This is a genomic window from Candidatus Tisiphia endosymbiont of Piscicola geometra (assembly GCF_964026415.1).
GTDB lineage: Bacteria > Pseudomonadota > Alphaproteobacteria > Rickettsiales > Rickettsiaceae > Tisiphia.
Genome location: NZ_OZ032144.1, coordinates 337,124 through 363,782, shown reverse-complemented (window position 1 = coordinate 363,782; position 26,659 = coordinate 337,124). Strand labels below are relative to the sequence as shown.

The 26,659-nt window shown below is 32.8% G+C and carries 23 protein-coding genes; 18 read left to right on the top strand and 5 right to left on the bottom strand.

Annotated features, from left to right (window positions below):
• Positions 1-12: 12 nt before the first annotated feature.
• From asd to AAGD26_RS01700, 3 genes are all read left to right on the top strand, one after another.
• Positions 13-1,038, top strand: coding sequence for an aspartate-semialdehyde dehydrogenase (gene asd, locus AAGD26_RS01710; protein WP_341751968.1), 1,026 nt, complete (start codon positions 13-15; stop codon positions 1,036-1,038).
• 244 nt (positions 1,039-1,282) lie between these two features.
• Complete coding sequence (locus AAGD26_RS01705) at positions 1,283-3,040, top strand: type I secretion system permease/ATPase (RefSeq protein WP_341751967.1); 1,758 nt, start codon at positions 1,283-1,285, stop codon at positions 3,038-3,040.
• 9 nt (positions 3,041-3,049) lie between these two features.
• Positions 3,050-4,579 (top strand): HlyD family type I secretion periplasmic adaptor subunit, encoded by a 1,530-nt coding sequence (locus AAGD26_RS01700; RefSeq protein WP_341751966.1) that lies wholly within the window; start codon positions 3,050-3,052, stop codon positions 4,577-4,579.
• A gap of 355 nt (positions 4,580-4,934) precedes the next feature.
• On the opposite strand, the gene AAGD26_RS01695 is transcribed toward AAGD26_RS01700, so the two are convergent.
• Entirely contained in the window at positions 4,935-5,777 is an 843-nt protein-coding gene (locus tag AAGD26_RS01695; RefSeq protein ID WP_341751965.1) for a DsbA family protein, read from the bottom strand.
• Between the two features lie 431 nt (positions 5,778-6,208).
• Between AAGD26_RS01695 and AAGD26_RS01690 the strand changes: the two genes are divergently transcribed.
• On the top strand, positions 6,209-7,957 hold the full coding sequence (locus tag AAGD26_RS01690) for a hypothetical protein (RefSeq protein WP_341751964.1): 1,749 nt from the start codon (positions 6,209-6,211) through the stop codon (positions 7,955-7,957).
• Positions 7,958-8,086: 129 nt separating this feature from the next.
• Here AAGD26_RS01690 and AAGD26_RS01685 read toward each other — a convergent pair whose 3' ends face one another.
• Positions 8,087-8,953 (bottom strand): aminoglycoside phosphotransferase family protein, encoded by an 867-nt coding sequence (locus tag AAGD26_RS01685; protein ID WP_341751963.1) that lies wholly within the window; start codon positions 8,951-8,953, stop codon positions 8,087-8,089.
• A gap of 300 nt (positions 8,954-9,253) precedes the next feature.
• Between AAGD26_RS01685 and AAGD26_RS01680 the strand changes: the two genes are divergently transcribed.
• On the top strand, positions 9,254-9,409 hold the full coding sequence (locus AAGD26_RS01680; protein ID WP_341747719.1) for a Sec-independent protein translocase subunit TatA: 156 nt from the start codon (positions 9,254-9,256) through the stop codon (positions 9,407-9,409).
• A 374-nt stretch (positions 9,410-9,783) separates the two neighbouring features.
• On the opposite strand, the gene AAGD26_RS01670 is transcribed toward AAGD26_RS01680, so the two are convergent.
• Positions 9,784-11,667 (bottom strand): DUF3857 domain-containing protein, encoded by a 1,884-nt coding sequence (locus AAGD26_RS01670; protein WP_341751961.1) that lies wholly within the window; start codon positions 11,665-11,667, stop codon positions 9,784-9,786.
• Positions 11,668-11,873: 206 nt separating this feature from the next.
• Positions 11,874-12,098 carry a DUF2674 domain-containing protein gene (locus AAGD26_RS01665; protein WP_341751960.1) on the bottom strand — a complete coding sequence of 75 codons (225 nt, stop codon included), beginning with the start codon at positions 12,096-12,098 and terminating at the stop codon, positions 11,874-11,876.
• A 630-nt stretch (positions 12,099-12,728) separates the two neighbouring features.
• Here AAGD26_RS01665 and AAGD26_RS01660 point away from each other — a divergent pair.
• From AAGD26_RS01660 to AAGD26_RS01625, 8 genes are all read left to right on the top strand, one after another.
• Complete coding sequence (locus tag AAGD26_RS01660; protein ID WP_341751959.1) at positions 12,729-12,887, top strand: hypothetical protein; 159 nt, start codon at positions 12,729-12,731, stop codon at positions 12,885-12,887.
• Between the two features lie 52 nt (positions 12,888-12,939).
• Positions 12,940-13,827 (top strand): Rpn family recombination-promoting nuclease/putative transposase, encoded by an 888-nt coding sequence (locus AAGD26_RS01655; protein ID WP_341751958.1) that lies wholly within the window; start codon positions 12,940-12,942, stop codon positions 13,825-13,827.
• Positions 13,828-13,910: 83 nt separating this feature from the next.
• The gene (locus AAGD26_RS01650; protein WP_341751957.1) at positions 13,911-14,153 is read left to right on the top strand and encodes a Holliday junction ATP-dependent DNA helicase RuvA; all 243 of its coding nucleotides are present in this window, start codon (positions 13,911-13,913) and stop codon (positions 14,151-14,153) included.
• A gap of 3 nt (positions 14,154-14,156) precedes the next feature.
• Positions 14,157-14,759 (top strand): Holliday junction branch migration protein RuvA, encoded by a 603-nt coding sequence (gene ruvA, locus AAGD26_RS01645; RefSeq protein ID WP_341751956.1) that lies wholly within the window; start codon positions 14,157-14,159, stop codon positions 14,757-14,759.
• Positions 14,752-15,735 carry a Holliday junction branch migration DNA helicase RuvB gene (ruvB, locus tag AAGD26_RS01640; RefSeq protein WP_341751955.1) on the top strand — a complete coding sequence of 328 codons (984 nt, stop codon included), beginning with the start codon at positions 14,752-14,754 and terminating at the stop codon, positions 15,733-15,735. The genes ruvA and ruvB overlap by 8 nt, the downstream gene beginning before the upstream one ends.
• A gap of 315 nt (positions 15,736-16,050) precedes the next feature.
• Positions 16,051-17,049 carry an FKBP-type peptidyl-prolyl cis-trans isomerase gene (locus tag AAGD26_RS01635; protein WP_341751954.1) on the top strand — a complete coding sequence of 333 codons (999 nt, stop codon included), beginning with the start codon at positions 16,051-16,053 and terminating at the stop codon, positions 17,047-17,049.
• Positions 17,050-17,060: 11 nt separating this feature from the next.
• The gene (gene thyX / locus AAGD26_RS01630; protein WP_341751953.1) at positions 17,061-17,954 is read left to right on the top strand and encodes an FAD-dependent thymidylate synthase; all 894 of its coding nucleotides are present in this window, start codon (positions 17,061-17,063) and stop codon (positions 17,952-17,954) included.
• Positions 17,955-17,964: 10 nt separating this feature from the next.
• Positions 17,965-18,696 carry an N-acetylmuramoyl-L-alanine amidase gene (locus AAGD26_RS01625; protein ID WP_341751952.1) on the top strand — a complete coding sequence of 244 codons (732 nt, stop codon included), beginning with the start codon at positions 17,965-17,967 and terminating at the stop codon, positions 18,694-18,696.
• 126 nt (positions 18,697-18,822) lie between these two features.
• Here AAGD26_RS01625 and AAGD26_RS01620 read toward each other — a convergent pair whose 3' ends face one another.
• Entirely contained in the window at positions 18,823-20,139 is a 1,317-nt protein-coding gene (locus tag AAGD26_RS01620; protein WP_341751951.1) for a porin, read from the bottom strand.
• Positions 20,140-20,454: 315 nt separating this feature from the next.
• Between AAGD26_RS01620 and rimP the strand changes: the two genes are divergently transcribed.
• The 5 genes from rimP (at position 20,455) to rbfA (ending at position 26,659) form a co-directional block, all read left to right on the top strand.
• A complete protein-coding gene (gene rimP / locus AAGD26_RS01615) occupies positions 20,455-20,943 on the top strand; it encodes a ribosome maturation factor RimP (protein WP_341752283.1) in 489 nt (162 codons plus the stop codon).
• 153 nt (positions 20,944-21,096) lie between these two features.
• Positions 21,097-21,231, top strand: a complete 135-nt coding sequence (locus tag AAGD26_RS01610; protein WP_341751950.1) for a palindromic element RPE1 domain-containing protein — start codon at positions 21,097-21,099, stop codon at positions 21,229-21,231.
• A 362-nt stretch (positions 21,232-21,593) separates the two neighbouring features.
• Positions 21,594-23,090 (top strand): transcription termination factor NusA, encoded by a 1,497-nt coding sequence (nusA, locus tag AAGD26_RS01605; protein WP_341747730.1) that lies wholly within the window; start codon positions 21,594-21,596, stop codon positions 23,088-23,090.
• Positions 23,091-23,773: 683 nt separating this feature from the next.
• Positions 23,774-26,263, top strand: coding sequence for a translation initiation factor IF-2 (gene infB, locus AAGD26_RS01595; protein WP_341751949.1), 2,490 nt, complete (start codon positions 23,774-23,776; stop codon positions 26,261-26,263).
• A complete protein-coding gene (rbfA, locus tag AAGD26_RS01590; RefSeq protein WP_341751948.1) occupies positions 26,264-26,659 on the top strand; it encodes a 30S ribosome-binding factor RbfA in 396 nt (131 codons plus the stop codon). It abuts the gene before it with no gap.

Genomic DNA, 26,659 nt, shown 5'->3' with positions numbered 1-26,659 from the left:
AGATAAATGTAGATGACAAAACAATATAATATTGCGGTAATTGGTGCGTCGGGTAATGTTGGGCGAGAAACTTTAGAAATTTTGTTTGAGAGAAATTTTCCAATTAATAATATCCACGCTATAGCTTCGAGTGAGTCTAATGGTAAAGAGGTTAGCTTTGGAGATGGCACTATAAAAATATCTGACATAGACAGTGTAGATTTTAGCAAAATAGATATTGCTTTTTTTGCAGCTGGATCAGAAATATCAATGAAATATATACCCAAGGTTGTCGAGCAAGGTTGCATAGTTATCGATAAATCGTCATTTTTCAGACTTGATTCTGATGTTCCTTTGATAGTTCCAGAAGCCAATCTAGCGAGCCTTAAAGATTATACTATTAAAAATATTATAGCTAATCCGAATTGTTGTACTGCTCCTATAGCTACTGTATTAAAGCCTTTGGATAATGCAGTAAAGATTAAGAGAATGGTGATATCGACTTATCAATCGACTTCAGGAGCAGGAAAGAGAGGAATGGATGAGCTTTATGAGCAAACCAAGGCAAAATATGTTTTTAAGGACATCGAGCCTAAAGTTTTCCCGCAACAAATAGCTTTTAATTTATTCCCACATATAGGTAGTTTTAATGAAGATGGTTCTACTAGTGAAGAATCTAAGATTGCTTTGGAGTTAGAAAAAATTATAGGATCACATGCTAAATTTAGTGTAACTTGCGTAAGAGTGCCAGTGTTTGTTGGTCATTCTATTTCAGTGAATGTTGAGTTTAGCGGAGAGATAGATGCTAAAGAAATAGAAGAAATACTAAAAGAATCAGACTCTATTGTAGTTAATTCTCATTTGGATAAAACACAATATGTTTCTCCCATAGATGTTGTTGGTAAAGATCTTGTTTATGTTTCGCGAATTAGAAATGATCATAGTCAAAAAAATACCATTAATTTATGGATTACAGTAGATAATTTACGTAAAGGAGCAGCTTTAAACGCTGTACAAATTGCTGAGGAGTTGATAAAAGGATATTTGTCGAAAAAGTAATTAGGTTATATTTCAGGCTCTAAGTCTAATAAAGAGGTTGCCATATTATTTATTTTGCGTATAGTGTAGAGTCAAATAAAAAATATTACAAATAGTATAATTTTTACCAATTAGCAGTAAAAAATATAATAGAGCCAGGAAGCCATCAGGTTCGGATAACTACTATTATCAGGACAGGCTAATTTAATTTGTGTTAGATGATATAGATTATTAATTCAGAAAAATATAATATAACAATGGTAATATGAGAAATAATAGTGCATTAGTATCTCAAGTAATAAATCCCCTAACTACTGCTCTTGAGAAGTGCAAAATTGCGTTTTGGATAGTTTTTAGTTTTGCGTTTGTTATTAACTTGTTAATGTTGATAACACCTCTTTATTCCTTGCAAGTTCTTGATCGGGTTATAGGAAGTGGTAACTTATTTACATTAATGTGGTTGTCTATTATTATTGGTACGATCTATTTTATTTATGGGTTATTGCAAATTGCTAGATCATTCACCCTAATTAAAGTTGGTGAATGGTTGGATAAAACAATTGCTCCTGTAATTTTTGGTCACTCTATTTCAGCCTCTGCAACTCGTACTAATATGGGTGCTAGTCAGTTACTTCGTGATTTCCAAACAGTAAAAACCTTTCTAACTAGCACTGGTATTAATACTTTATTTGATGCTCCTTGGAGTGTTGTCTATATAATAGTAATTTTCTTAATTCATCCATATATTGGAATCCTTACATTAGCTGGGGCTATTATTATTGTATCTACGGCTTTCTTTAATGCAGCTGCAACTAATAAAACTCTCGGTGAAGCTACTGAATTTTCTATAAAGGGTATGACGCAAGCTGACATCGCCAATAGAAATTCAGAAGTTGTAGAAGCTATGGGCATGATGAAAAATGTTACGGCAAATTGGCATCAATTTAATATTGCTTCTTTGGAGAAGCAATCAACTGCTAGCTACCGTAATGGTGCTATTTCTAATTTTTCAAGATTTATCCGTAATGTTATGCAGATGCTGGTAACTGGGATTGGGGCTTATGTTGTTGTTAGTACTTCAGGAAGAGAGATGACTACTGGTGGTATGATTATGAGTTCCATTATAGTTGGTAGAGCTTTAGCCCCTTTTGATAACGCTATTGAGTTATGGAAAAGTATGAGCGGAGCTATAAAATCTTATAAAAATATCAATCAATTATTTGCTTCGTATAAATCAAGAGAAGAAGCAATGCCAATTCCAAATGTTGAAGGACATTTAACTGTGGAAAATATTTATTATTCGATACCAATTCCTCCACATATACCACAACCGCCAGTACCAAGATATATTTTAAAAGGAGTGTCCTTTGCGGTGCAGCCTGGTGAGATATTAGCAATTATAGGACCTTCTGCAGCAGGTAAGTCAACTTTAGCAAAAGTTTTAGTTGGGGTATGGAAAGCATCGTCAGGGACTGTTAGGCTTGATAGTGGGGAAATTTATCGTTGGAACAGGGAAGATTTTGGTAAACATGTAGGGTATTTGCCGCAAGGAATAGAGTTATTTAGTGGTAGTATAAAGCAGAATATAGCTAGGATGGCTGAAAATGCTGATCCGGAAAAAGTAATTGAGGCAGCTAAAATTGCTGGAGCTCATGAAATGATCTTAAGATTACCGGATGGCTATGATTCAGATATTGGAACAGCAGGCTCTAATCTTTCTGGTGGACAAAAACAACGGGTTGGTCTTGCTAGAGCATTTTATGGTAATCCTAAACTACTTATTTTAGATGAACCTAATGCAAATCTTGACGAAGCGGGTGAAATAGCCCTATCAAATTGCTTAAAGCAAGCAAAATCTAAGGGTATTGCTGTAGTTGTTATCTCTCATAGACCTTCTGTATTATCGGTGGTAGATAAGATTTTGGTATTACAAGAGGGGGCGGTAGCTCTTTATGGCACTCAAGAAGAAATGCAAAATCGAGTTAAACTGTTGCAAAATGGTGTAATCCACATTAATGAATAAGTTTTAAATATGGAAGAAAAGTCAAATAACAATAAGCCGGCATTTACAGCGGAGCAACTTAAACAGCTTTTGTCGCTACAAAATGATTTAACACACACAAAAAAAACAAAGGGAGCTATTGTATCACAAAAGGTAATAGTAAAGATTTCTAATGCCATTAAAAATACATTATATTATCTTGATCGTTTCGTCAATTTTATTACTAAAAATAATGATGTTGATCGCAATGATGTAGTGCAAATTGCTAGATCCCCAATTCTTTTTGGGGTATATGTAATAATCTTTTTTGTATTAGTTGGAGGGGTATGGGGCAGTTTTGCTCCTCTTGATAGTGCTGCTACAGCATTGGGTGTTGTTATAACGAGTGGTAATAAGAAGACAATTAATCACCAAGAAGGTGGAATTATAGCTAATATTTTTGTTAAACAAGGTGATCAAGTTAAAGAAGGTGATAAATTAATAGAGCTAGAAGATACAAGAATTAAGTCAGCATATGAAAGTAATTTAAGCCAATATAGACATGCTTTAGCAACGGAAAGTCGTTTAATTGCCGAGAGAGATAATCAAGCTCAGATTGAATTTCCAGAATTATTAACCAAAGATATCAATTTACCTGAAGTAGCAAGGATTATACATACCCAAGAAAATTTATTTCAGTCTAAAAAAGAAGTGTATAAAAGTGAAAAAAATGCCTTACATCAAAGGATCGAGCAATTAAATAAAAAAATCGAAGGTACGCAGGCTAAAAAAGTTGCAAATGTAAAAACTCTAGAGGTTGTTAAGGACCGTTTAAAGGCAATGGGTACATTGCATGGAAAAGGTTTTGCCAATAAAGCCGCTTTATTAGACTTAGAAGCTAAGGAAGCACAGTACAAAAGTGAGATAGCTATGGCAGAAGCTGAGATTGCATCTATTAAGCATTCGATTACAGAGTGTGAGATTAGCATTATTAACTTACAGAATAAATATACAGAGAAAACTCTGACTGAACTAAAAGAGGCACAAGAGCTAGTAGCTCGTTTTAAAGAAGCATTTAATGCACATCAGGACTCTTTAAATCGAGTGGTTATTAAATCACCAGTTGATGGTATTATAAATGTATTGAACTATCATACAATAGGACAGGTGATTTCACCAAGTTATCCGATTCTAGAGATTTCTCCAACTGATGATAATTTAATAATAGAAGCAAAAGTTCCAAGCAAGAATATAGATTCAGTGCATGAAGGCTTGGTAGCAAAAATTCGCTTCAGTGCTTTTAAATCTAGAACAACGCCGTTATTTACTGGCAAAGTTGTTAAAATATCTCCTGATATTGTACAAGACAGAAATACTCCAACTCAAGATCCTACCACTTATTATATCGCTAGAATTGAGATTGATATGGATGAGTTTAATAAGATTGCAAAAGCTAGAAAGTTAGAGTTACATCCTGGTATGCAAGCGGAAGTTCAAATTGTTACTGGCACAAGGACTCTCCTGAAATATTTACTTGATCCTATTACTGATACGATGTTTAGAGCATTTAAAGAGAAATGATATAGCTAACCAGAGAAGGTTTTAGCCAAAAACGATGTCATCCTAGTACTATAACTATAGTACTATAGTCAAAACGCTGTCATTCTAAGCAATGGCGGGAATCTAACATAATACTCTACTTTTTTTATATAACCACCATTAAAATAGCTGCTGATCGTCTATTAGCGAGGAGTCGCGAAAAAGCGGCGACGCAACAATCCAAGATCAGGATACGCGAAGCGTTACTCTAAAAAAACAGCTTCGCTGTTTACCTAGATCGCCACGGCATCTAAAGAGCCTTGCTACGACGATTATAGAAAAATGTAGGGTACTATGGTTAACTTGTTACATCGATAGTTGAGATTAAGTAAGTGTATTAATTTTCGGATTTGATACTAGAGTTTTCTAACGTTTTATCAATTACCCTAGAAAGGATTTCTAAACTATATCCATTTGTTAGTATGCCATTAACAAAAAATGCGGGTGTACCAACAAAACCTTGTGAACTAGCAGCAAGGTTAGTATTAGCAAGTAATGTTTCGACAATTTTATTATCATTAAGACATTTAGCATAAGTTTCTGCGGATACTCCACCAATTTGAGCTATATTTGTTAGTAATTCACGATATCTATTGCTACTACCCCATTTATCTTGTTGTGCTAGTATTACACTTTGGAATTTAAGAAAACTATCTAGATCATTTGGACAACGTGCCAAAATTGCTGCATCTAAATCTTGCTTATTACCGATAAATTCACGAATTATGTAAGCAATTTTATTGGTATCAATATATTTCTTTTTAAGCTCAGGTAGAATTTTTTCATGATAATAAGCACAATGTGGGCAAGTTGGAGAAAAATACTCAACTACCACTACAGTTGCCTTAACATTACCAAGAACTATATCATTTTGGCTAACATTGAAAGTTGGTTTATAAGGCATCTGTTTCAAGCTAACATTATCAGTAGAGTTAGTAGCAGAATCCTCTACCGTATCTAGAGGTTCTTCCGTATTAGTTGAAGCCGTACTGTCTTGAGGATTTACTATTGTATTCCATTTATCATTGGCAAGGTTGTCATTATTTTCTTCTTGTGGAGCTTTTTCCTGCGTCACTTGAACCTTATTATCAGGTTGTTCGTTTTTATTATTAGATTTATCACTTTCTTCCGAACATGATATTAACAATAATGAAATTATAATGATAAGGATATTATGCATAAGTTTTGATATAGTTTTAAGTTAAATTAAATACTTTACTCTTCAGGATTTTATATTCCTTATGAGAAGTCCTTATAAAAATAAGGTTTTACTGATATTTAAGCAATAAAAATTTTTACTTATTCGTAACAAAATAATTAATTTATATACTATAAATATTTTTTCTAATAAATACAAAAATACTATTAGTTAAAATAAAAATACTGTTATAATGATTTGAACCCCCTTGTAACTTTCGTGATAATTAAGTCTTATTTGCAAATAAGGTAACACAACCCAAGAAGAAGTGAAAAATATATTGGGATACCATGATGATACTGATATAATGCTTGATGGAAGCATGAAATGGGTATACATCCGTAAATTTATGTTCTGATTAGTTAATTGATTCTCCTCCCTAGATACTGAATAACACGATAAGAAAATTAATTATGAAAGATTTTAATACTAAGGTTATTAGTAAGTATGAAGAAAGATTAAAAGGCTGTTTTGTCTCTTTAAGCTTTGAATGCATCGTGTCTTGTAAATATCCTAGTACTTTAAAAAGGTCTTTACGTACTTTTAATATTATAAAGATTCTACAACAGAATAGTGACTTGCTTGATTATCTTAGTCTAGATAGTCAAAAGAACTTGCTCTCTGTTCTTGAGCATTACGGACCTCTCTCTATTGAAACGTTAAAGCAACAAAAATATCAAATGGAAGAGGTAACAAATTTTGTTACCTCTCTTAATCAATTGGTTGATTGCTTAAAAAGTTCTTCCACTTTACATCATGAAGAAAATAATAAGGCACTAAAACCTGTAATGGATTTAGCTAGAAACTTTGTACAACATTGTTGTATATTAATAACTGAAGATGTTAAAAATCAAGATGTTATAAATAATCTACAGGCAACTGCAATTGTTTTGAATTTAGATAATTTATCGCTTGAACAACAAAATCTACTTTTAGATCAATTGTTGCTCATTAAAGAATTATGGCAGATTGATTCTACTATTGACATAAAGAAAGAATCTGTTCCATTGTTATTTCATGCCAATATATTATTAACACTGAAAGAAGAAAACACTGTAGATTACACATACATTTTAAAAAAAATTACTAATTTTTTAATAGATGATCACAATGTATTGATGGAGTTAACCAATGCTAAGTTAATTTGCTTATATAATAGGCTAAAAGATTTATCTATTAAATCTCAGACCATAAACCATATTTTGCTAAGAATACATGATGAATCAAAATTTAGGAAGAGTTTCAGTAAACTTAATAATTCAGGGTATGAGCTTTCAGTATTATTTGAAAATTATAATGCAATAATACATCAGATAGAAAATGCAGAGTTCGCTATAATAGAAAGATTCTTACTCCGGCAAAATGTCTTTATGCATGAAATTTTAATTAATATTACAAAGCATATAGATGCTATCAGGATGCTCAATATAACAGAAGATTCTGATCTGAATTATATATTAGCTCAGATTAGAAAAAGGTTAACTCAAAATATCCAAAGTGGTCATACTATTTCTTTAATGATTTCTTCTATTGAGTCTAAATTTTCTGCAAAACTTGAAGTTAAAATTATTAAACGATATGCTTCTTTAGATAGTTTTACTAAAAATGCTTTAAAAACTAGGTATCAGTTGTTATTTAAAAATATTACTTCATTATTAAAAAAAGAGCTAAATTATGCAGAGTTTGTACAACAGGTAATAACATGTAAAATTGCAGCTGATTATAAGATAAATAGCAATGTTACTTCAGTTAAAACGTTAAGACTAATTGAACAAGAAAGGTTAGAAGTAAAAAAACAATTATGTGAAATAAATTTTGTAGAAATTTTTAGTGACAAATATTTAAATAAAACATCTAGTTTAAGTTTTAAAAAACATGTCAGGAAAACTAATATAACAACTCCTGCAGGTTATGTTACGGTAATTATTAGAATATTACTAACAAATTTTAGTGTTGAACAGCTTCAACTTTTATCACAATTTTTAATGAATGGTAATCTAACTACAATTCGAACAATCGTTCAACAAGAGTTGGTTATACAAGTTAAAAAACGCACCACTATAAGTAAAGTAATATATTGTGTATTTACTAGAAAGAAAAATGAACTTACCATGCTCAATAATATCAAGAGAATTCTAAATGAATATACTAACCTCAATTAGATATAAGAACCCTTTTTTAGAGGGCATTTCTCCTTATATTAAAGCCAATTCAGAAGAATTTGATGCTAGGATGGAGCAAAGCCTATAGATAATAGGCGATCGATCGAAGACGACGTTACCAAATTCTCATCAATTGATTATATCAAAAATTTTTGTAAGCTTTGCTAACATACGTACGTCAGAATCATCTTCTAAAGCCCAAACCCAAGAAAGTACAGATTGGACAAAACACCAATCGCTAATTCGCTCCGTATCTAAATCCAAGAGAGTTGCAAACTTAATGATGCGATTTGCAATAATACTTTCAACATCTTCTAAAGCAAGGAGTTCATGGAGAGGATTACGAATAAATGCTGCTACCTCATATGCTTTTTCACCGATAACTCCTTTGGGATCAATAACCACCCAATTATCACCACTTTGCAGAATATTATCATGATGTAAATCACCATGAAGTAAAACTAACATTGACGATGTGCCTAGTAATTTATCTCGCAATTGTCTAGCTTTTTCTAAGTAGTAATTTGGCACATCCCATTCTTTATCTAATACTGCCAACCAATCTGTGACATAAGGAAAACCTTCTGATGGCAAAGGTGCATAGTGTAATCTTTTCATTACATTACATGCTATTTTAATAGCCTCGTAATCTTTTACAGGAAAATAGGATTTTAATGATATATTAGAAATAGCCTGTTCAACTAGCAGTAAGCCGGTGCTTTCACCTAAAACCTTCACACCTCCAAATTTAGAAAAAACTTTTAAAGCTGTTGATTCTCTCTTAAGATCATCAATGTCTAGCCCTAACTTTAAGATAATTGGCTGATAACCTTGGAAGCCTGCTAGGACATAATGGTAACTCAAGTTCTTAACTGGATTTAAGCTAGATAAACCGTACTCCTTAGCCAATTTATGGACAATTTTTGGCAAATCATCTAACCAAACCTTACCTTGAACGCCATAGATATTAGTAATGTTAGTTTCAAATGTTTTCATGATGACCTCAGAAAGATACATTATTGAAGCGGCTGGCACAAATGCATTTTAATCTATTATCGCTAATAATCTTATTTTTATACCAATAAAAATAAGATTATTAGCAAATGAAATATTTAACAATTATGCGTCAAACCGCTTTAAGCCTGATTGTTTATATTCTCATTCCAATTTCGGATTAATCAAATTAATCCGAAATTGATGTTGATGATAAATTTGTATTTTTTTATGCTAGATCAAATTAACTATTTGCTATAATATTATAGGTAATTCTAACTTAAAACTTATAAAATTGATATTATGGGAATGAGCTTCAGCCACTTATTAGTGATCTTATTAATCATCTTAGTGTTGTTTGGAGCTGGTAAGTTGCCTCAAGTGATGTCAGATCTTGCAAAAGGTCTTAAAGCTTTCAAGGAAGGAATGAAAGACATTGATAAGAAAAAAGATGAATAACCTGTTTTGCTAGGTGATGTGAAGATTTCTATCTAATGGTCTTATCGAACGTTATTTTTGTTCTCGAATCCGTAACACCCCAATACGACAATTTGAAATCTAGAGAATCCCAGTTCGAGCATTCACATCGAAGGGGTTCATTTGCCTAAGAGATGACGTCTACTTAAACCAAGCACTAGTATACTGAAGCGAGAATGCCCTTACCTTGACAGCAAGGGATAATTATAATAGATATCTTTCGAAACTCTACTTCTGCTGGTAATTTGTGCGTCGATCCGGTACTCGAATCCTCACGTACATTTAGTACGCTGCGGTTCAAGGTGAAGTGTCTCCTACAAATTCCCTAGCATAAGCGAGTTTCGAAAGATATCTATTCATTCAATAATTATCGCTGCTCGCTCAAATTTATTTTCTAAGTTGCTTTTAAGGTTTTTATATTGAGGAGTTTTTAACTCTTTATTGGTAATCAAACTTTTTCTTATGGAGATTATATCTGTAAATTCAGTATCTTTATTTTGATATTTACATGATCTATTGACATATACCCACGGAGTATCAACTTCAAAGTTTAATTTTTTACAATCTTTAATTATAATATTTTTTATAATTACATGTCTTGTGTTAGTGTTAGGTATACCTATAAAAAGGTCTGATACTTGGTCAAAAGCTGTATTTGTAATATCCTCCATTCCATATAATCTTAACCTTAAACCAAACCCCTTATTGGTTTTAAAAATTCGGTTTTTTTGCTGATATGCGTACTTAATTGTAAGATCCTTAACAATACGAGAAGTAAGATCAGGTAATTCTAACAATTTCTTGTCTTCTTTATCAAGATATACTCCTGTTAACATGTGGAAAGTAAAATCCCTTAGCTGTTCATTTGATTGATATAACCCAGCACCTGTTATATTTACTGCTACTTCTCCTTTCAAATCAAGCTGACCATGCACATCTACAATATTATCTCTTATTACCAACTCATTGTGTATTATAGCTTGTGAATTTTGATGATCTATTTCAGGAATTTTGGTATAACCTGCTTGTTGAAGATCTAATACCAAGGCTAACTTACCTGCAACATCCGGAAAAATTCCTTGTGCCATACTGACAAAGTTTGTTGGGTCAATCCAATATATTTTTCCATTTTTATTAGCTACTTTAAGCATCACATGATTAAAATTTCCTATAGTAGGTAGTGCTTTTGGATTAGAAAAATTAGTAATACCTCGCATTACTAAAATGGGTTGAACCTTAAACCCAAGCTTTTGCAAGATAGCAGCAGTACTTGCAGAAAAATCTTTGCAATCACCAATTTGAGAAGTAGCAATCTTTTCTAAATCTCTAGGAAAATACCGACCTGATACTGTTCGCCAATCACCCATATATTGGATTTTTTCAGCTAATGAAGAAGTAACAAAATTAATTTTTTCTTCATCGGTATTTTTATTTAGAGCAGATTCTGCTATACTCATGAGAGTTGTAGGAAGTGGTTGATTGATTACCTTAGAATAGTCAGGAGCTAGTTGCTTGGCAAAATCTTGCCATTTAGTTAAGCTTGATAAAGATACCCAAGTTTTTTGCTTAACATTTAATATCCCCTCACTTGATTCATTAGTCAATTGATTATAAACAGGTTTCTCTAGGATAATCTCTGCCGAATGAAAGTCACTTTCAGCATCAGTAATAACTTTTAATACACCTTTTGGGTCGTTTACTTTGATATTTAGGGGCAATTTAGAATTGATCTTAGTACTACTTGCTTGCAAGTAACCTTCCCTACCATAGAATATGGTATCACCATAAAAATTGTCTATGGCAACTTTTGTTTCAACATACTTATATTTTAAGTATATTTCTGCACCAAGTTCAACTTTAGGGAATGAGATAGTTATCTGATTTAGTTGATCAAAACCTTGTCCAAAACTAGCTAGTGGTTTATCCTCAATCATATCTTTAGAAACTACATATTCTTGCCCATTATAAATAGTCTTGGCTTCTAATATAGAGATTTGGGAACTATAGTTATTATAAGTTAATCTATATTGAGAGAAATCACTACGTCCTGATTCTTTTAGTATTTTTGCGTGCATTTCCGTTATTTCTTCAGAAGTGCCATCTTGATTAATACTAATATCGTTGTTATAAAATTTAATTTCAACAGGAGCATCTTCGTACTTACTCCATCTAGCTTGAGCGGAATGGTTTATTAAAAATACCAATAATATTAAACGAATACAAAATTTTAAATAAGTCATTATAAATAATCCTAAAAATAAAAAAATACCACTTAGTTATACTCAAATGATTTGAAGAATTGGATTTGAAAATGAATAGTGAGCATGCTAGGTGTACATATAGTATAATTACGCATGCGAATCCATGATATTTTCAAAAAACAATTCTTTAAAGCAGAAGAATATACCAACATTATAAGATTTTATACACTAAAAAATAGAGACCACTAAGTAAAAATGATCTTTTTTCTTGGAGGAATATAAACAATTTTTTCTTGGTCATTTATATTATTGTCATAATTCATTTTTTCCATGACACCAATAAAATAATTACCATGTGGCATTAGTTTTACTATTGCCCAACCGTCCATAATAAATTGAGTAATTTTATCTAAATCAGATTTGTTTTCAGCGAAAGATATAATTTTTTGATGGGGTTTTACCCTTGTCATAATCTTATTTTTTATTAATTTTAATTTCTTATATTTATTATTACTAAATCTTTTGATTTTGAAAATGAATGCTGAGAAGGCGTAGCGTACATATAGTATAGTTACGCATACGAATCGATGATATTTTCAAAAAACAATTCGTAGGAGCAGAAGAGTATATGTATTTTTTGAAATACACTAACATTATCCCAAAAGTTAACTAATTTGATTGACCTTTCTTTTTCTTACATAAAATTAGAACCTCTAATGATAAATTATATAGTCAAATACATTGAATTAGGTGGTAAAAACATAGCAGTAGTTTTTACCATCAACTGTTACAATCAACTGATTTTATCAATTATCTTTCCACCTAATTCAATGTATTTAACTATAATTGTATTTTTATCTGTTCCTAGAATTCACAGTTCGGCATCACGGTGTCAGTATCTTTTAACACCAATTTATCCTAGATAACTAATTATTGCAACATTTTCTTTTATTTTAAATACATAATAATTGACAAATTCTTATCCCGAATTCGCATATAATATGTATACATTGCTTTTCAGTACTTCAAGTGGCGGCAAAACAACTCATTCTTAATACTAGCACAATTTCTGCATTAGATATCTTTCGAAATTCGCTTATGTGCAAGGATTTAAAGAAGCCACGAAACCTCGACTCACAGTGGACGATGATGTACGTGAGGAGCAGAGTACCGGTAGCACGAATAAATTACCAGCAGAAGGAGAGTTTGCCAAAGATATCTATTATATTTTCCACATTATATTACTTAGTGCTTTATAATTTCTGTGCTATACTAACTTTATAATTGATAACTACTAATAGCAGCATATATATGGAAAAAATAACTCCTCGCGTGGATTTAGCTTTCAAAAAGATATTTGGTGTTGAAGAGAATAAGGACTTGCTGATATCCTTGATTAATTCTATCGTTGGACAAGAGGATCAAGTGGCAGAGGTAACGCTGCTTAATCCATATAATCCAAAGAGCTTTAAGAGTGATAAACTCTCAATATTAGATGTTAAAGCCAAATCCGTTGATGGCAAAAGATTCAATATTGAAATTCAAATTAGCGATGAAGCTGATTATGATAAGCAAGCTTTATATTATTGGGCTAAATTATATACTGAGCAATTAAAGGTAGCCCAGGACTATTCTACCCTAAGCAAAGCCATTGGTATTCATATTCTAAACTTTACTTCTATTACGAATGTAACTAAGTATCACAATGTTTTTCATATAGTAGAAAAAGATAGTGGCTTGTTATATTTCAAAGACCTCGAATTACATACTATTGAGCTTAATAAGTTTACTGATAATTCTTATGAGGAATTACCTGATATACTGAAAAAAGTAAAAAACTCTCTAGACATGTGGACAGCTTTTCTAACAAGACATGACCTACTTAACAAAGATAATTTACCTAAAGAATTAGACAATGTTGCCTTAAAAAAAGCTCTAACAGTGCTAGATGTTATGAACTTTACTGACGAAGAAAGAGAAGCCTATGAAGACCATCTTAAATGGCTGCGTATCGAAGCTAATACTCTGAAAAAACAACTAGAAAAAGGTATAGCGAAAGGTAGAGAGGAAGGTATAGCGAAAGGTAGATATGAAGAAAGAATATCTATGGCAAAAGAAATGCTATTAAACGATGAGTCGATGGAAAAAATTATTAAATACACTAAGTTAAGTAAATCTCAAATAGAGAATCTAAAATAATGACTTACGATCCTCAAATTTATGATTTACTAACATATTCCATTATTGTTATATAATGGTTAGCTATAGCAGAAGAGGAAATTATGATTAAGAGTATTTGGGCAAAGGTTAAATATGTAGTATACTTGCTTATATATATAGTGATTACTTGGATTGCTGCGAAAATTATACTTATATCAACATTTTCTGATGATGGTCAATGCCATTGCACTGAAACTCCAACGTTACTGCATTATATTTTAGCTTCGATAGTAACTATATTACCAGTAATAGCACATATATGTACAAAAAATCGTAAACCAAAAGTAAAATCTGATACTAAATAAATTATGATTGGCAAACTAAAAGGTAAAATAGACGCCTGTTTTAATGATTATGTCATTATTGATGTTAGTGGTGTTGGATATTTAGTGTATTGTTCTAGTAAAACTTTAAATAAGTTAGTGGTTAATGAGTTTTGTCAATTATTTATTGAAACACATGTAAGAGAAGATCATATTAATCTTTACGGATTTTTATCTCTCGAAGAGAAGGCTTTTTTTAATTTATTACAATCGGTAAACGGTATTGGTACAAGAATGGCTTTAGCTATTTTATCAAATTTATCACCCGAACAAATCCAATCAGCGATAGCAAGAAGGGATAAAGAAGCTTTTAAAGCCATTTCTGGTGTTGGGCTAAAACTAGCTGAACGAATTATCATAGAGTTAAAGGATAAAGCCTTAACTAATTTTACTAACAACCTTACCATGGATAACAATGATACTGACTTAGCTAAGATATCATCTGATGCCACATTAGTGTTAACCTCGCTTGGTATTGGTAAAACTGAAGCACAAAATTTAGTACAGGGAATTATTGCAGAAAATTCTAATCTCTCTATTAATGAACTAATTAAACTTGCATTAAAAGCACGTGGATCCAATGTCTAAAAATATTTTGTCAGCTGATATACTTCCGAGCGATCAAGAATTTTCTCTACGACCTAGCTATTTAAGAGAATTTGTCGGACAACAACAAATTAAGGAGAATCTATCCATTTTTATCCAAGCAGCTAAAAATAGGTCTGAACATTTAGATCATACATTATTTTACGGTCCTCCTGGACTTGGTAAAACCACTCTTGCACAAATTATTTCTAAGGAAATGGGAGTAAATTTTAAATCCACCTCAGGACCTGCTATATCAAAAGCAGCTGACCTAGCTGCTATACTTACTAATTTGCAAGATAATGATGTGTTATTTATTGATGAAATTCACCGTCTTAGTACAAATATTGAAGAAGTATTGTACCAAGCAATGGAAGATTTTGCTTTAGACATAGTTATTGGTGAAGGGCCTTCAGCAAGGTCAGTAAAAATCAATCTACCCAATTTCACTTTAGTTGGAGCAACTACTAGGCTCGGTTTACTCAGCAACCCTTTGAGAGATAGATTTGGTATACCATTGCGTTTGCATTTTTATAACGTGGCTGAATTAAAACTTGTTTTGAGTAGAGCTAGTAAATTGTTAGCAATTAATTTAACCGATGAGGCATTAGAAGAGATAGCGGGGCGTAGTAGAGGAACTCCAAGAATTGCCCTTAGGCTAGTTAGACGAGTGAGAGATTTTGCTTCTGTCGATGATAAGCTAGAAATTGATAAAAATATTGCCAATATCTCCCTAAATCGATTAGAAGTTGACAAAATAGGTTTAGATAGTAATGATTATAGATACTTAAAATTTATAGCTGATAATTATGCTGGTGGTCCGGTTGGTATAGAGACAATTGCAGCAGCTCTATCAGAACAACGTGATGCTGTTGAAGAGACTATAGAACCATATTTAATACAAATAGGGTTATTACAACGTACTCCAAGAGGTAGAGTTATTACTAAAAATGCCTTTGATCATCTTGGAATATCGTAATTTATAGTTACAAAGAGGTAGTTTGTGAAAATAATTAATTAGTTATCTCCAACAGCTTCCTAGAAAAAAACATTAAAAATTAGAGAATATATAGCTAACCCGAGTAACATTACTCCGTCTATTAGCGAGGAGCTACTTTAGTGGCGATGAAGCAATCCAAAAAAGTGATTAGAAATGGATTGCTTCGTCGGCTCATGCCTCCTCGCAATGACACTAGGATTTATGTACTCCTCGATAATAGTCGGAGTAATGCTAGTCAAGGTTAGCTATATATTTTAAAAACAAACTAAGAAATACTTAAGAAAGAAATATTATATGCAAAAAGCTTTAAGTCTTATAATTGCTGCAGCAATTATTTACTCTATTGTCCAAATGAAGATGCTCTCTCCTCCCGAGGACAAAGACCCTAAAGTTCAGACAACTAATGATGCTGAAAATAATAAAAATACTACCGCTGCTCCTGAACAAGCAAATATACCATTAACTGGTAATTTTCTTGAAAAAACTGTTTCAAAGGTTTTGATAAATGCTCTTAAGACAGAAGAAGGTCGACTATTTTTTGAGCATTTACTACAACCAACAAACAAACCTATTACTGATGGTAAATATACTATAGAGGTTAATAGAGACTTAATACAACCAATGTTTAAGATTAATAGCTTTGGTAACGGGACTGTTGGACCAGCTACTTGTGGTCACGTAGTCACATTACGTTATCAATTATTGGATATTAACAATAATTTACTTAGCGAAAATACCAAAACCTTTACACTTGGTTCTAGAGCGATCATGCTAGGTCTTGATGCTGTAGTAGTAGGTATGATGGTTGGACAAACAAGACAAGCGGTGCTTCCTGCAAAATATGCATATTATAACCAGCAATATAAAGAAGAAGATAGAGAGCATGATGCACCTTATAGAGTTAATATTGTCTTAAATTCAATATTACCTAATAATTTTGTTGATAGTAATGAAGTAAAGATATTTGATGATGAAATAGCTTATAGAATACCATTATTATGCGGAGATAAAGTAGGGGTTGACGTAAAGATTACTAAATTATCAAATGGTCAGGTAATTTATGATTCAGTACAGAAAGGTAAGAAATTAGATATAAAAATTGGTGATATTAATTATCCATTAATCGTTTCATATGCTCTACATGGTAAAGTGCCAGTTGGCACTAGAACAGTAATTGCCAAAGGTAAGTCATTTAAGGCACTTGGTTCTAATATCAACAAAATGCTTAATCAAGATAAGATTCCTATGGATGAATATTTGATGCTGGAATTAACAAATTTTCAAACAGAATAATAGAGAAAAGAATGCACGACAATAATTACAAGACAAAAAGAGCTACAGTACCAGCTCTAGAAGAATTATTATTTGAACCTATAAAAATACTAGATCATGGTTTTATCAGAATTATTGATTATATGGGTGATGATAGTAGCATCGTCCAAGCAGCACGAGTATCATATGGTAAAGGTACAAAACAACTAAGCCAAGATAAAGGTTTAATCAATTACCTAATGCGTCACCACCATACAACACCATTTGAAATGTGTGATATCAAATTTCATATTAAACTGCCTATTTTCGTTGCAAGACAATGGATACGTCACAGAACTGCTAGTGTTAATGAATATTCAGCTAGATATTCTATATTAGGAAATGAATTTTATTTACCAGAAAAACAGAATCTTGCTGCTCAATCCACAATAAATAAACAAGGAAGAAGTGATGAAGAAATCCCAAAAGAAATTGCAGATAAAGTCTTAGTGCTACTAGAAAAAGATGCTAAACTATGTTATCAGCATTATACTGAAATGATGAACCAGGATGAACATGGCAATATTATCGATGAAAATACCATAGGTATTACTAGGGAACTTGCGAGAATGAATTTAACCTTAAACTATTATACAGAATGGTATTGGAAGATTAATTTGCATAATCTATTACATTTTCTACTGTTACGTGGGGATTCTCATGCCCAGTATGAAATCAGAGTATATGCAGAGAAGATGCTAGAAATAGTAAAAGCTTGGGTACCTTTTACTTATGATGCTTTTAAGGAATATAGGATAGAAGGTAGTAATATTTCTAAAAAAGGACTGGCTGTTATAAAAAAACTACTCAATAATGAAGAAATTACTCAAGAATCTAGTGGCATAAATAAAAGAGAATGGGATGAATTAATGCAACTTATAAAATAGGTATTATAAAATGATTACAATTGATAGAACAACCTACCGAGCCCCATCTTTTAATGAGAGAGTTAGATTTTTGGTGCTGCATTACACTAACGAAAACTTAGAAGGATCCCTAAGAGACCTACTAGGTCCAAAAGTTAGTGTACACTATCTAGTTTCTGACTCTAATCCGAATCATATATTCCAATTAGTGGAAGAGTCTAGACGAGCTTGGGATGTTGGTGTTAGTGGTTGGCAGGGGCGTCAGAATCTCAATGATACTTCTATAGGTATTGAAATAGTAAATCTTGGCGATACTAAAGATTCTCAAGGAAAGATTCATTGGTATCCTTATCCCGAAGACCAAATTATAGCAGTAATGGAACTTTGTCAGAATATTATAGCTCGCTATGATATTGACCCCACTTGTGTAATCGGTCATTCTGATGCTGCTCCGGGAAGGAAACAAGACCCAGGTCCTCTATTTCCATGGAAACAATTATATGATAATAATATCGGAGCTTGGTATGATCAAGATACTGTTAATGCTCTAATACCTAAGGTAGATCTGTCTAATGTAAAGTTAATCCAAGAACAATTTAGCAAATATGGTTATGTGTTGCAGCCGACAGGAATAATTGATCAACAGACAACGGATGTTGTAGTATCGTTCCAAATGCATTTCCGCCCAAAGAATTTTTCTGGAATATTAGATATCGAGACCGTGGCAATTTTAGAAGCATTATTACAAAAATATCTTATGTAAAAAAGCTGTCCCTGCGAAACCTTTGCCCGTGTGGAGCAAAAAACCAACGTAAGTAATGGTACTTACATAACCAAAAACGTTGTCATTCAGCTAAAAGCTGGAATGACAACGAAGGCTTATTAAAGGTTAAAATTTAAGCTTTGCACCAATAAGAGCAACTGTACCTTTGGTTTTTTTCTTAGGTGCTTCAATAAGGTAAACTGGCTTACCCTTAGCTTGGAAATAAGAGATTTCAGCATAAGGCAACAAGCCTGGTGTTATCTTATATTCAGTACCTAAGCTTACTGTATCCACCGTATTTTTATACTTTAGTGATTTAAAATAAGAAAGACTTGTTTTTATAGGACCTTGCCCATAAGCAATTGTGCCATTATAATATTTCGTATCACGACCAACTTTATGGTAAGTTTTTGAAGTCAAACTTTTACCTAAACTACCATAAGAACCAGCACAAGAAATATTACCATAGGTTAAGACTGCACCTAAATTGTAAGCGTTTAGATCTGATAGCTTGTTGCTAGATAGCATCTTTCCATCAGGATCTAATACTATAAGTTTGCGAGCTGGCTTAGCATGTTCTCCTGTAACACCAACTTCTACTGCCATATCATCTAAAATCTCATACTTATAGGATATCCCTGCAGAAATCGCATCTTTGACATTGTAATTATAAATTACTGTATCACCTTTACCACCATCTATACCAGGTAGTTCTACTTCAGTTATACCAGTCTTTAATGTACTACGACCTGTTTTACTATCTAAATTTTTTATATTACGATGACCACCAGTATTTGCTGAATCAGGAATATAAGAAATACCAAACTGAAAACCTTGCATCTCTGGTGTATAATAAGATACTTTTCTAGCTGGCTCTGTTCCTTTATTTATGTCATCGAAGCCATTGGTAAATGAGTCTATGACAGAGGGTGGGACTACCTCAAATTGTGGCTTCATACCTTTATATTGCATACCGCTATCGTCTAGTGAGACATACTTACTCCAACCAAAACCACAACTAGCTGCTGCAACTTTAGCACCACTAACACCCATCTTATTTGCAGCATCATAAGGAGAGCCTAGCTCTACTTTACCATAATCTGTCTCTAAGAATATGAAAGAGCCATTGACACTTGCAGAACCCTTTGGTTTAGTTGTTGGTAGTAAAACCATTTTAACTCCAGCTATTACATCATTAAATTCTTGCTTAGCAGTGGCAGAGAAAGCTGCTTCACTATAAAATCCAAGCTTTTTCTTATTATCAGTAATATATTTACTTTGTTCTGACGACAATTTGCCTTGAGTACTATAACCAGCTTGGAAACCAAAAAATCCTTCTAATTTTATTTCAGTATCTGAAGCAGCTTCAGCTGAAGGAGTAGAACTGCTAAAGGCTGTGCTAGACAAACAAGAGACACAAAGCAACATTATTAATTTTTTCATAGTAATACCAAAACTCTTTATTCATTATTATGTAGTCGAGTTCATTGAACATAATACATTTCTATTTAAGTATTTATAGCAGAAGATAAACCATAATGTAACAAATTTTCGTAAATAACTATGATTAGTCAGACAAATTTTATTATTTTAATGGTAAAATTACAACTAAATATAACATTTTTTTAATTGTTGCTAATATCATAAAAATATTGTATTCTAGCTTTGCGGGTTGAAATTTTTGTAAATAAAGTTGAAAAAACAAAGGTGGGGTTAACCCCACCTTTTTTATTAAAATCTTTAAATATTTATGTTGTAATGCAAACTATAGAGCAACAAATTATTGATACGGTGCAAGATAACCTGAAAGATATTGGTTTCGACTTAGTAAAAGTAACTTTAAAGGGTTCAACCCATAAAGTACTTGAAATACTAATAGATAGGTTGGATGGTAAAAAGGTTACTATAATAGATTGTCGGAATAGCAGTAGAATTATCTCAGCCCTTTTAGATGTTGAAGATATAATTAGTGATAAATATTTTTTAGAAGTTTCTTCAGCAGGTATTGAACGCCCATTAATAAAATTTGAAGATTATACTAGATTCCTTGGTAGAGAGGCTACCATAAAATTAAAAGAATTATTAAATGGTCAAACTCGATATCAGGGAAAGATAGTTAAAGCTGAAGATAATAAAATTCATCTGAATAACCATGGTGAAGACATAGTGTTTTCATTTGATATGATAAAAAAAGCCTCTTTGGTATTAACAGATGAAATGTTTAGGAATTTAATGAATAAAAAATAGACTTCTTGGATAATTTGCTTCTGCTAGGGAATTTGTAGGAGGATCAAAACCTCGACCCACAGCGTACTCAAATTCCGTTACAGATTCGAGTCTAGTATACTCAAATGATCCTACGAATTAGATTTGAAAATAGACCTCTTTCGAAACTCGCTTATGCGCAAGGGATTTGAAGGAGACGCGGAACGCAGAACCGCAGCGTACTTAAATGTACGTGAGGATTCGAGTACCGCATCGACGTACAAATCACTAGCAGAAGTAGAGTTTCGAAAGAGGTCTAATGAATGGTGAGCATGCTAGGTCATAGAGTACCATACATTTTTCTATAATCGTCATAGCAAGGCATCTTTAGATGCTGTGGTGATCTAGGTAAACAGCGAAGCTGTTTTTTTAGAGTAACGCTTCGTGTATCCTAGATTGCCGCGTCGCTGCTTTTTCGCGGCTCCTCGCTAATAGACGATCAGCAGCCATTTTAATAGTGGTTATATAGAAAATGTAGGGTACTATGATGCTAGGTGTACATATAATACATGAGCATGCGAATCCATGATATTTTCAAAAAATAATTCGTAGGAGCAGAAGGAGTATACCGACGCACAAATTATCAGTAGCAAGTAGATGCAAGAAGTTTAATATTAAAAGGCAGTGAATTTATGATTAATATTGGTAACATAGAAATTCTGCAGATCATAGATTCTGTAGCTAGAGAAAAGAATCTTCCTAAGGAAGCACTACTTTCGGCAATGGAACAGGCTGTACAGATTGCAGGACGCAGAAAATATGGAAATGAACATAATATAAAAGCTGAGATTGATAGGAAAAATGGTAATATTAATCTTTTTAGAATCCTTGATGTAGTAGATGATGTGGAGAATTATTTTACTCAAATTTCTTTAAAGGATGCTGTTGAAAAGAAAGTCGATGCTAAAATTGGTGATGAGATTTATGAATTCTTACCGCCTATTGATCTTGGACGTGTTGCAGCTCAGGCAGCTAAGCAAATAATAATACAACGCGTTGGTGAAGTGGAAAGAGAAAAACAATATGAAGATTTTAAAGATAAGAAAGGTGAGATTTTAAACGGCACTGTTAAGAGAGTAGAGTTTAATAATATCATAGTTGACCTTGGTGGTCGTGCTGAAGCAATGATTAAAAAGGAGCAGCTCATTAGAGGAGAAAGCTTTAAGGTTAATGATCGTATTAAAGCTTATGTACAAGACGTAAGATTATCGTCTAAAGGACCACAAATTTTTCTATCTAGAACTGACGACCAAATGCTAATAAAATTATTTGAATTAGAGATTCCAGAGATTTATGATAATATAATTGAATTACGAGCTATAGCTCGTGATCCTGGATCAAAGGCAAAAGTTGCAGTCTTTGCTTCTGACTCTAGTGTTGATCCTATAGGTTCATGTGTAGGAATTAGAGGCAATAGGATTAAGGCTATTACTAATGAGCTTAATGGCGAAAAAATAGATGTAATATTATGGAGCAAGAATATTGCCCAATTTATTATGAATGCACTTGCTCCTGCAGAAATTGCAAAAATTGTTATTGATGAAGATAAGAATATAGTTGATGTAGTTGTGTCTCAAGATAATTTGAGTCTTGCAATTGGTAGAAGAGGTCAAAATGTTCGTTTAGCCTCTAAACTTACTGGCTGGAATATTAATGTAATGACGGAAGATCAAGAATCCAAACGGAGAAATGATGAGTTTTGCTCTGCTACTGAGTTATTTATGGAGACCTTAGATGTTGAAGAAGTGATAGCACAACTGTTATCTGCACAAAGTTTTACCTCTCTAGAACAGTTAGCTTCCAGTAAAATTGAAACTTTAATGAATATTGAAGGCTTTGAAGAAGAATTAGCAACTGAGATAAGAGAACGAGCAATAAATTATGTAAATGCTAAAAATGAAAAAATTATTATTAAACTCGAAGCTTTAGGTGTTGAACAAGAATTAATTGATGTATTGGATTTACAACCAGAATTCATATTAAAATTAGCTGAGTATGGTGTAAAGACTATAGAAGATTTGGGAGAGTTGACAGTTAATGAATTTAAATCATTAGCTCCTAATTCTAACATGGTAGATGATGATATAGAATTACTGATTCGTACAGCTCGTACTCGTGAAGATGAATAAATTTAAGCAACCTCAGTATCAATCCTGACAGGGGATGCTACCTAAACTACTTAAGTTGACACCCATGTGCGTAGACGGAGTTCTAAAATGTTTAATTAGTTGTCAGTCAAAGCAAGAAAATTTTAAAAAATTTAGCATTAAGTATTAGTGCTAAGAATTTTATTGATATACTGAAGAACTACTAGCAAAATTAGCCATTTCTAATAACAGAAACTTGGTAATTTAATTTTGGGTAAAGAAAAAATTAACAATTCCCTTAAAAAAAATGGTATTATAGTGTAAGCATGAGATGCAAGTCAAGTGCAAGAGAAAATCTAATAGACCTCTTGCATAATTCTACTTCTACTGGTAATTTGTGTGTGATACTGGTACTCTGCTCCTCACGTACTCTAGAGTACGTTGCGGGTCGAGGTTTCGTGTCTCCTACAAATTCCCTAGCAGGGGTGAATTCTACAAAAGGTCTAACGGTAAATTAGAAATTTGTAAATTATTCGATATACTCAAATGATTTGAAGAATGGAGACAATAAACAAGGGGTGAGTGTACCTTACTATTCCCCACAAATATTTGCAGAAGCCAATTCTTTAAAGCAGAAGAGTATATCTGTTAATCATTAATCACATAGCAAAATTATTTAAAAAACTTTATCACAAATATAATTGCTATTTAAAGGTTTAATATTTATGACGAATAACCAAGAACCTAAACCAAAAAAACTAACACTTGCTGGTCCTAAACTATCGCTTAGTAAGCCAGCCCAACCCACCAATGTTACTAGAGGTTTTGTTAGTTCTGCAAAAACAATTGTAGAAGTTAGGAAGAGTAGCACTCCAGCTAATACTTTGTCTTTTAACAAACTTTGGTCTAGTGGTTCTACTTCTCAAGGCGGCGAATCTAGTGCTGGAGAAGAATTTAACAGACGCTTAACTATTTTAAAAAAAGCAGCAGAAGATGCAAAATCTCAGAGTACTGATAGTAAGATTAGCACTCTGAGTAAACTTGCAACTATCAATCAACCTGTGAAAAAAGACAATATTGAAGAAAATGTTCAGGATGAGTTACAAGATATCGAAAATGATTCTGAAATACCACCTACTACATTAGCACCTACATCTTCACAGGATAACAACCCCTCCAAGTCTTTTGTTAGATCAACACTGATTGGTTCTCAGAGCCATTTTGGTGTTGCACTTGAAGAGATTTCTTCAATAGACAAGGCTGGTGATAATAAAGCAGTAGTGCCAAAGGTTAAAATTGAAGAACCTAAAAAATTAAAAAAGGCAGATATCTTCAATATGCTTGATGCAGATGGAAGCGATAATACTGGTAGAACTAGAAGCCTTGCATCAATAAAAAGAGCTAGAGAAAAAGAAAAACGTAAAGCCGAGCAACAAACACCAGATAAAGTATATAGGGAAGTTATTATTCCGGAAGCTATTTCTGTAGGAGATCTAGCCAATAAAATGTCTGAACGAGCCACAGATGTTATAAAAGAATTGATGAAGCTCGGTATCATGGCTACGACCGTCCAAACAATTGATGCAGATACAGCAGAGCTTGTTGCTACGACCTTAGGGCATACAGTAAAAAGGGTTCAAGAGTCCGATGTTGAAAATATATTGATTAGTGAAGCTGATAAAGAAGAAGATTTAAAGCATAGGGCTCCTATTGTAACGATTATGGGACATGTCGACCACGGTAAAACTTCGTTACTTGATGCTTTAAAGTCAACTGATTTGGCAAGTCAGGAAACAGGTGGGATCACCCAGCATATTGGTGCTTATCGAGTAACCTTGGCTGATGGTAGGGCTATTACTTTCATTGATACTCCAGGACATGAAGCGTTTTCAGATATGAGAACTAGAGGGGCAAAGGTAACAGATATAGTGGTTATAATAGTTGCTGCAGATGATGGAATAAAGCCGCAAACGATTGAAGCAATTAATCACGCTAAAGCGGCAAATGTTCCTATAATCGTTGCAATAAATAAGATAGATAAACCGGATATTAATCTTGACCGAATTAAAAATGACCTATTAATTTATGGTTTAGTTAGTGAAGAGTTGGGAGGTGATACTATAGTTGTACCAATTTCAGCTTTAAAGAAAACTAATTTAGATAAGTTAGAAGAGGCTATATTATTGGTTGCAGAAATGCAGGATCTTAAGGCTAACTTTAGCGGACTCACTGCTGGGGTAGTCATAGAGGCAAGAGTTGATAAAGGTAAAGGAGCGGTGGCTACTATATTGGTACAACGTGGTATTTTACAAATTGGGGACATAGTAGTTGCCGGAACGAAATATGGCAGAATTAAAAGAATGAATAATGATAAAGGCGTGGATATCACCGAAGCAGAACCAACTTTACCAGTAGAGATTTACGGCTTAAATGAAGCTCCGCGAGCAGGAGATCAGTTTAATGTAGTGCAGAATGAAAAACAGGCTAGAGATATTGTAGAGTATCGTGAACGCCTTGCAAAAGAAAAGAAAATTTCTGTTACCCAAAGATCAAGTCTAGAAGAATTATTCCTAAAAGCCTCCGGTAATAGTGGTATGGTAAAAGAATTACCGATAATTGTTAAAGGCGATGTGCAAGGTTCAATTGAAGCAATTATCACTAGTCTATTAAAGTTGCCAAATGATGAAGTTCGTTTAAAGATTTTACACCATGCAGTAGGTGGAATATTGGAGTCAGATGTTACTTTAGCTAAAGCATCCAACGCTATTATTGTTGGTTTTAACGTTAGAACTAATAATAATGCTTTGGTTATGGCAGAAAGAGAAAAAGTGGATATTAGATATTATTCCATTATCTATAATTTGTTAGATGATATTAAATCAATAATGAGTGGTATGCTTTCACCAATTATTCGTGAACAATATATTGGCACAGCAGAGATTAGACAGCTATTCACTGTCTCAAAAGTTGGTAAAGTTGCAGGTAGTTATGTTACCAAGGGTACTATTAAAAGAGGTGTTGGAGTTCGCTTGTTACGAGATAATATTGTTATTCACGAAGGAAAACTTAAGACTCTAAAACGTTTTAAAGATGATGTCAAAGAAGTTCACGAGAATTTTGAATGTGGTATCGCTTTTGAAAATTATGATGATATAAAAGAAGGTGATATAGTAGAAGTCTTTGAAATTATTGAAGAAAAAAAACAGTTATTGTAAATGCAAAAACTTTCTGATAAAGACAAGTCACAAAATAGGTCACAAAGGCAAAAAAAAGTGGCAATATTAATAAATGAAGCATTAGTGGAAGTACTAAGGCGTGGTAAGATGTTAGATGAACGTCTGATTAATTGTCCAGTAACTATTACTAAAGTCTTAGTTACCTCTGATTTAAAAATAGCAGATTGTTACTTTTTACCATTTAATACTACTTTTAATGAGATACAACTTACTGAGTCTTTAAATAATTCAAAATATGCTATAAGAAACTTTATAACTGCTAAAATTAATTTAAAATACTCACCGGAAATTCGTTTTCATTATGATCACGGATTTGATAATGCTTACAAAGTTGAGGAATTATTGAAGCAAGTTGAAACTAATCGAGAGAACTAG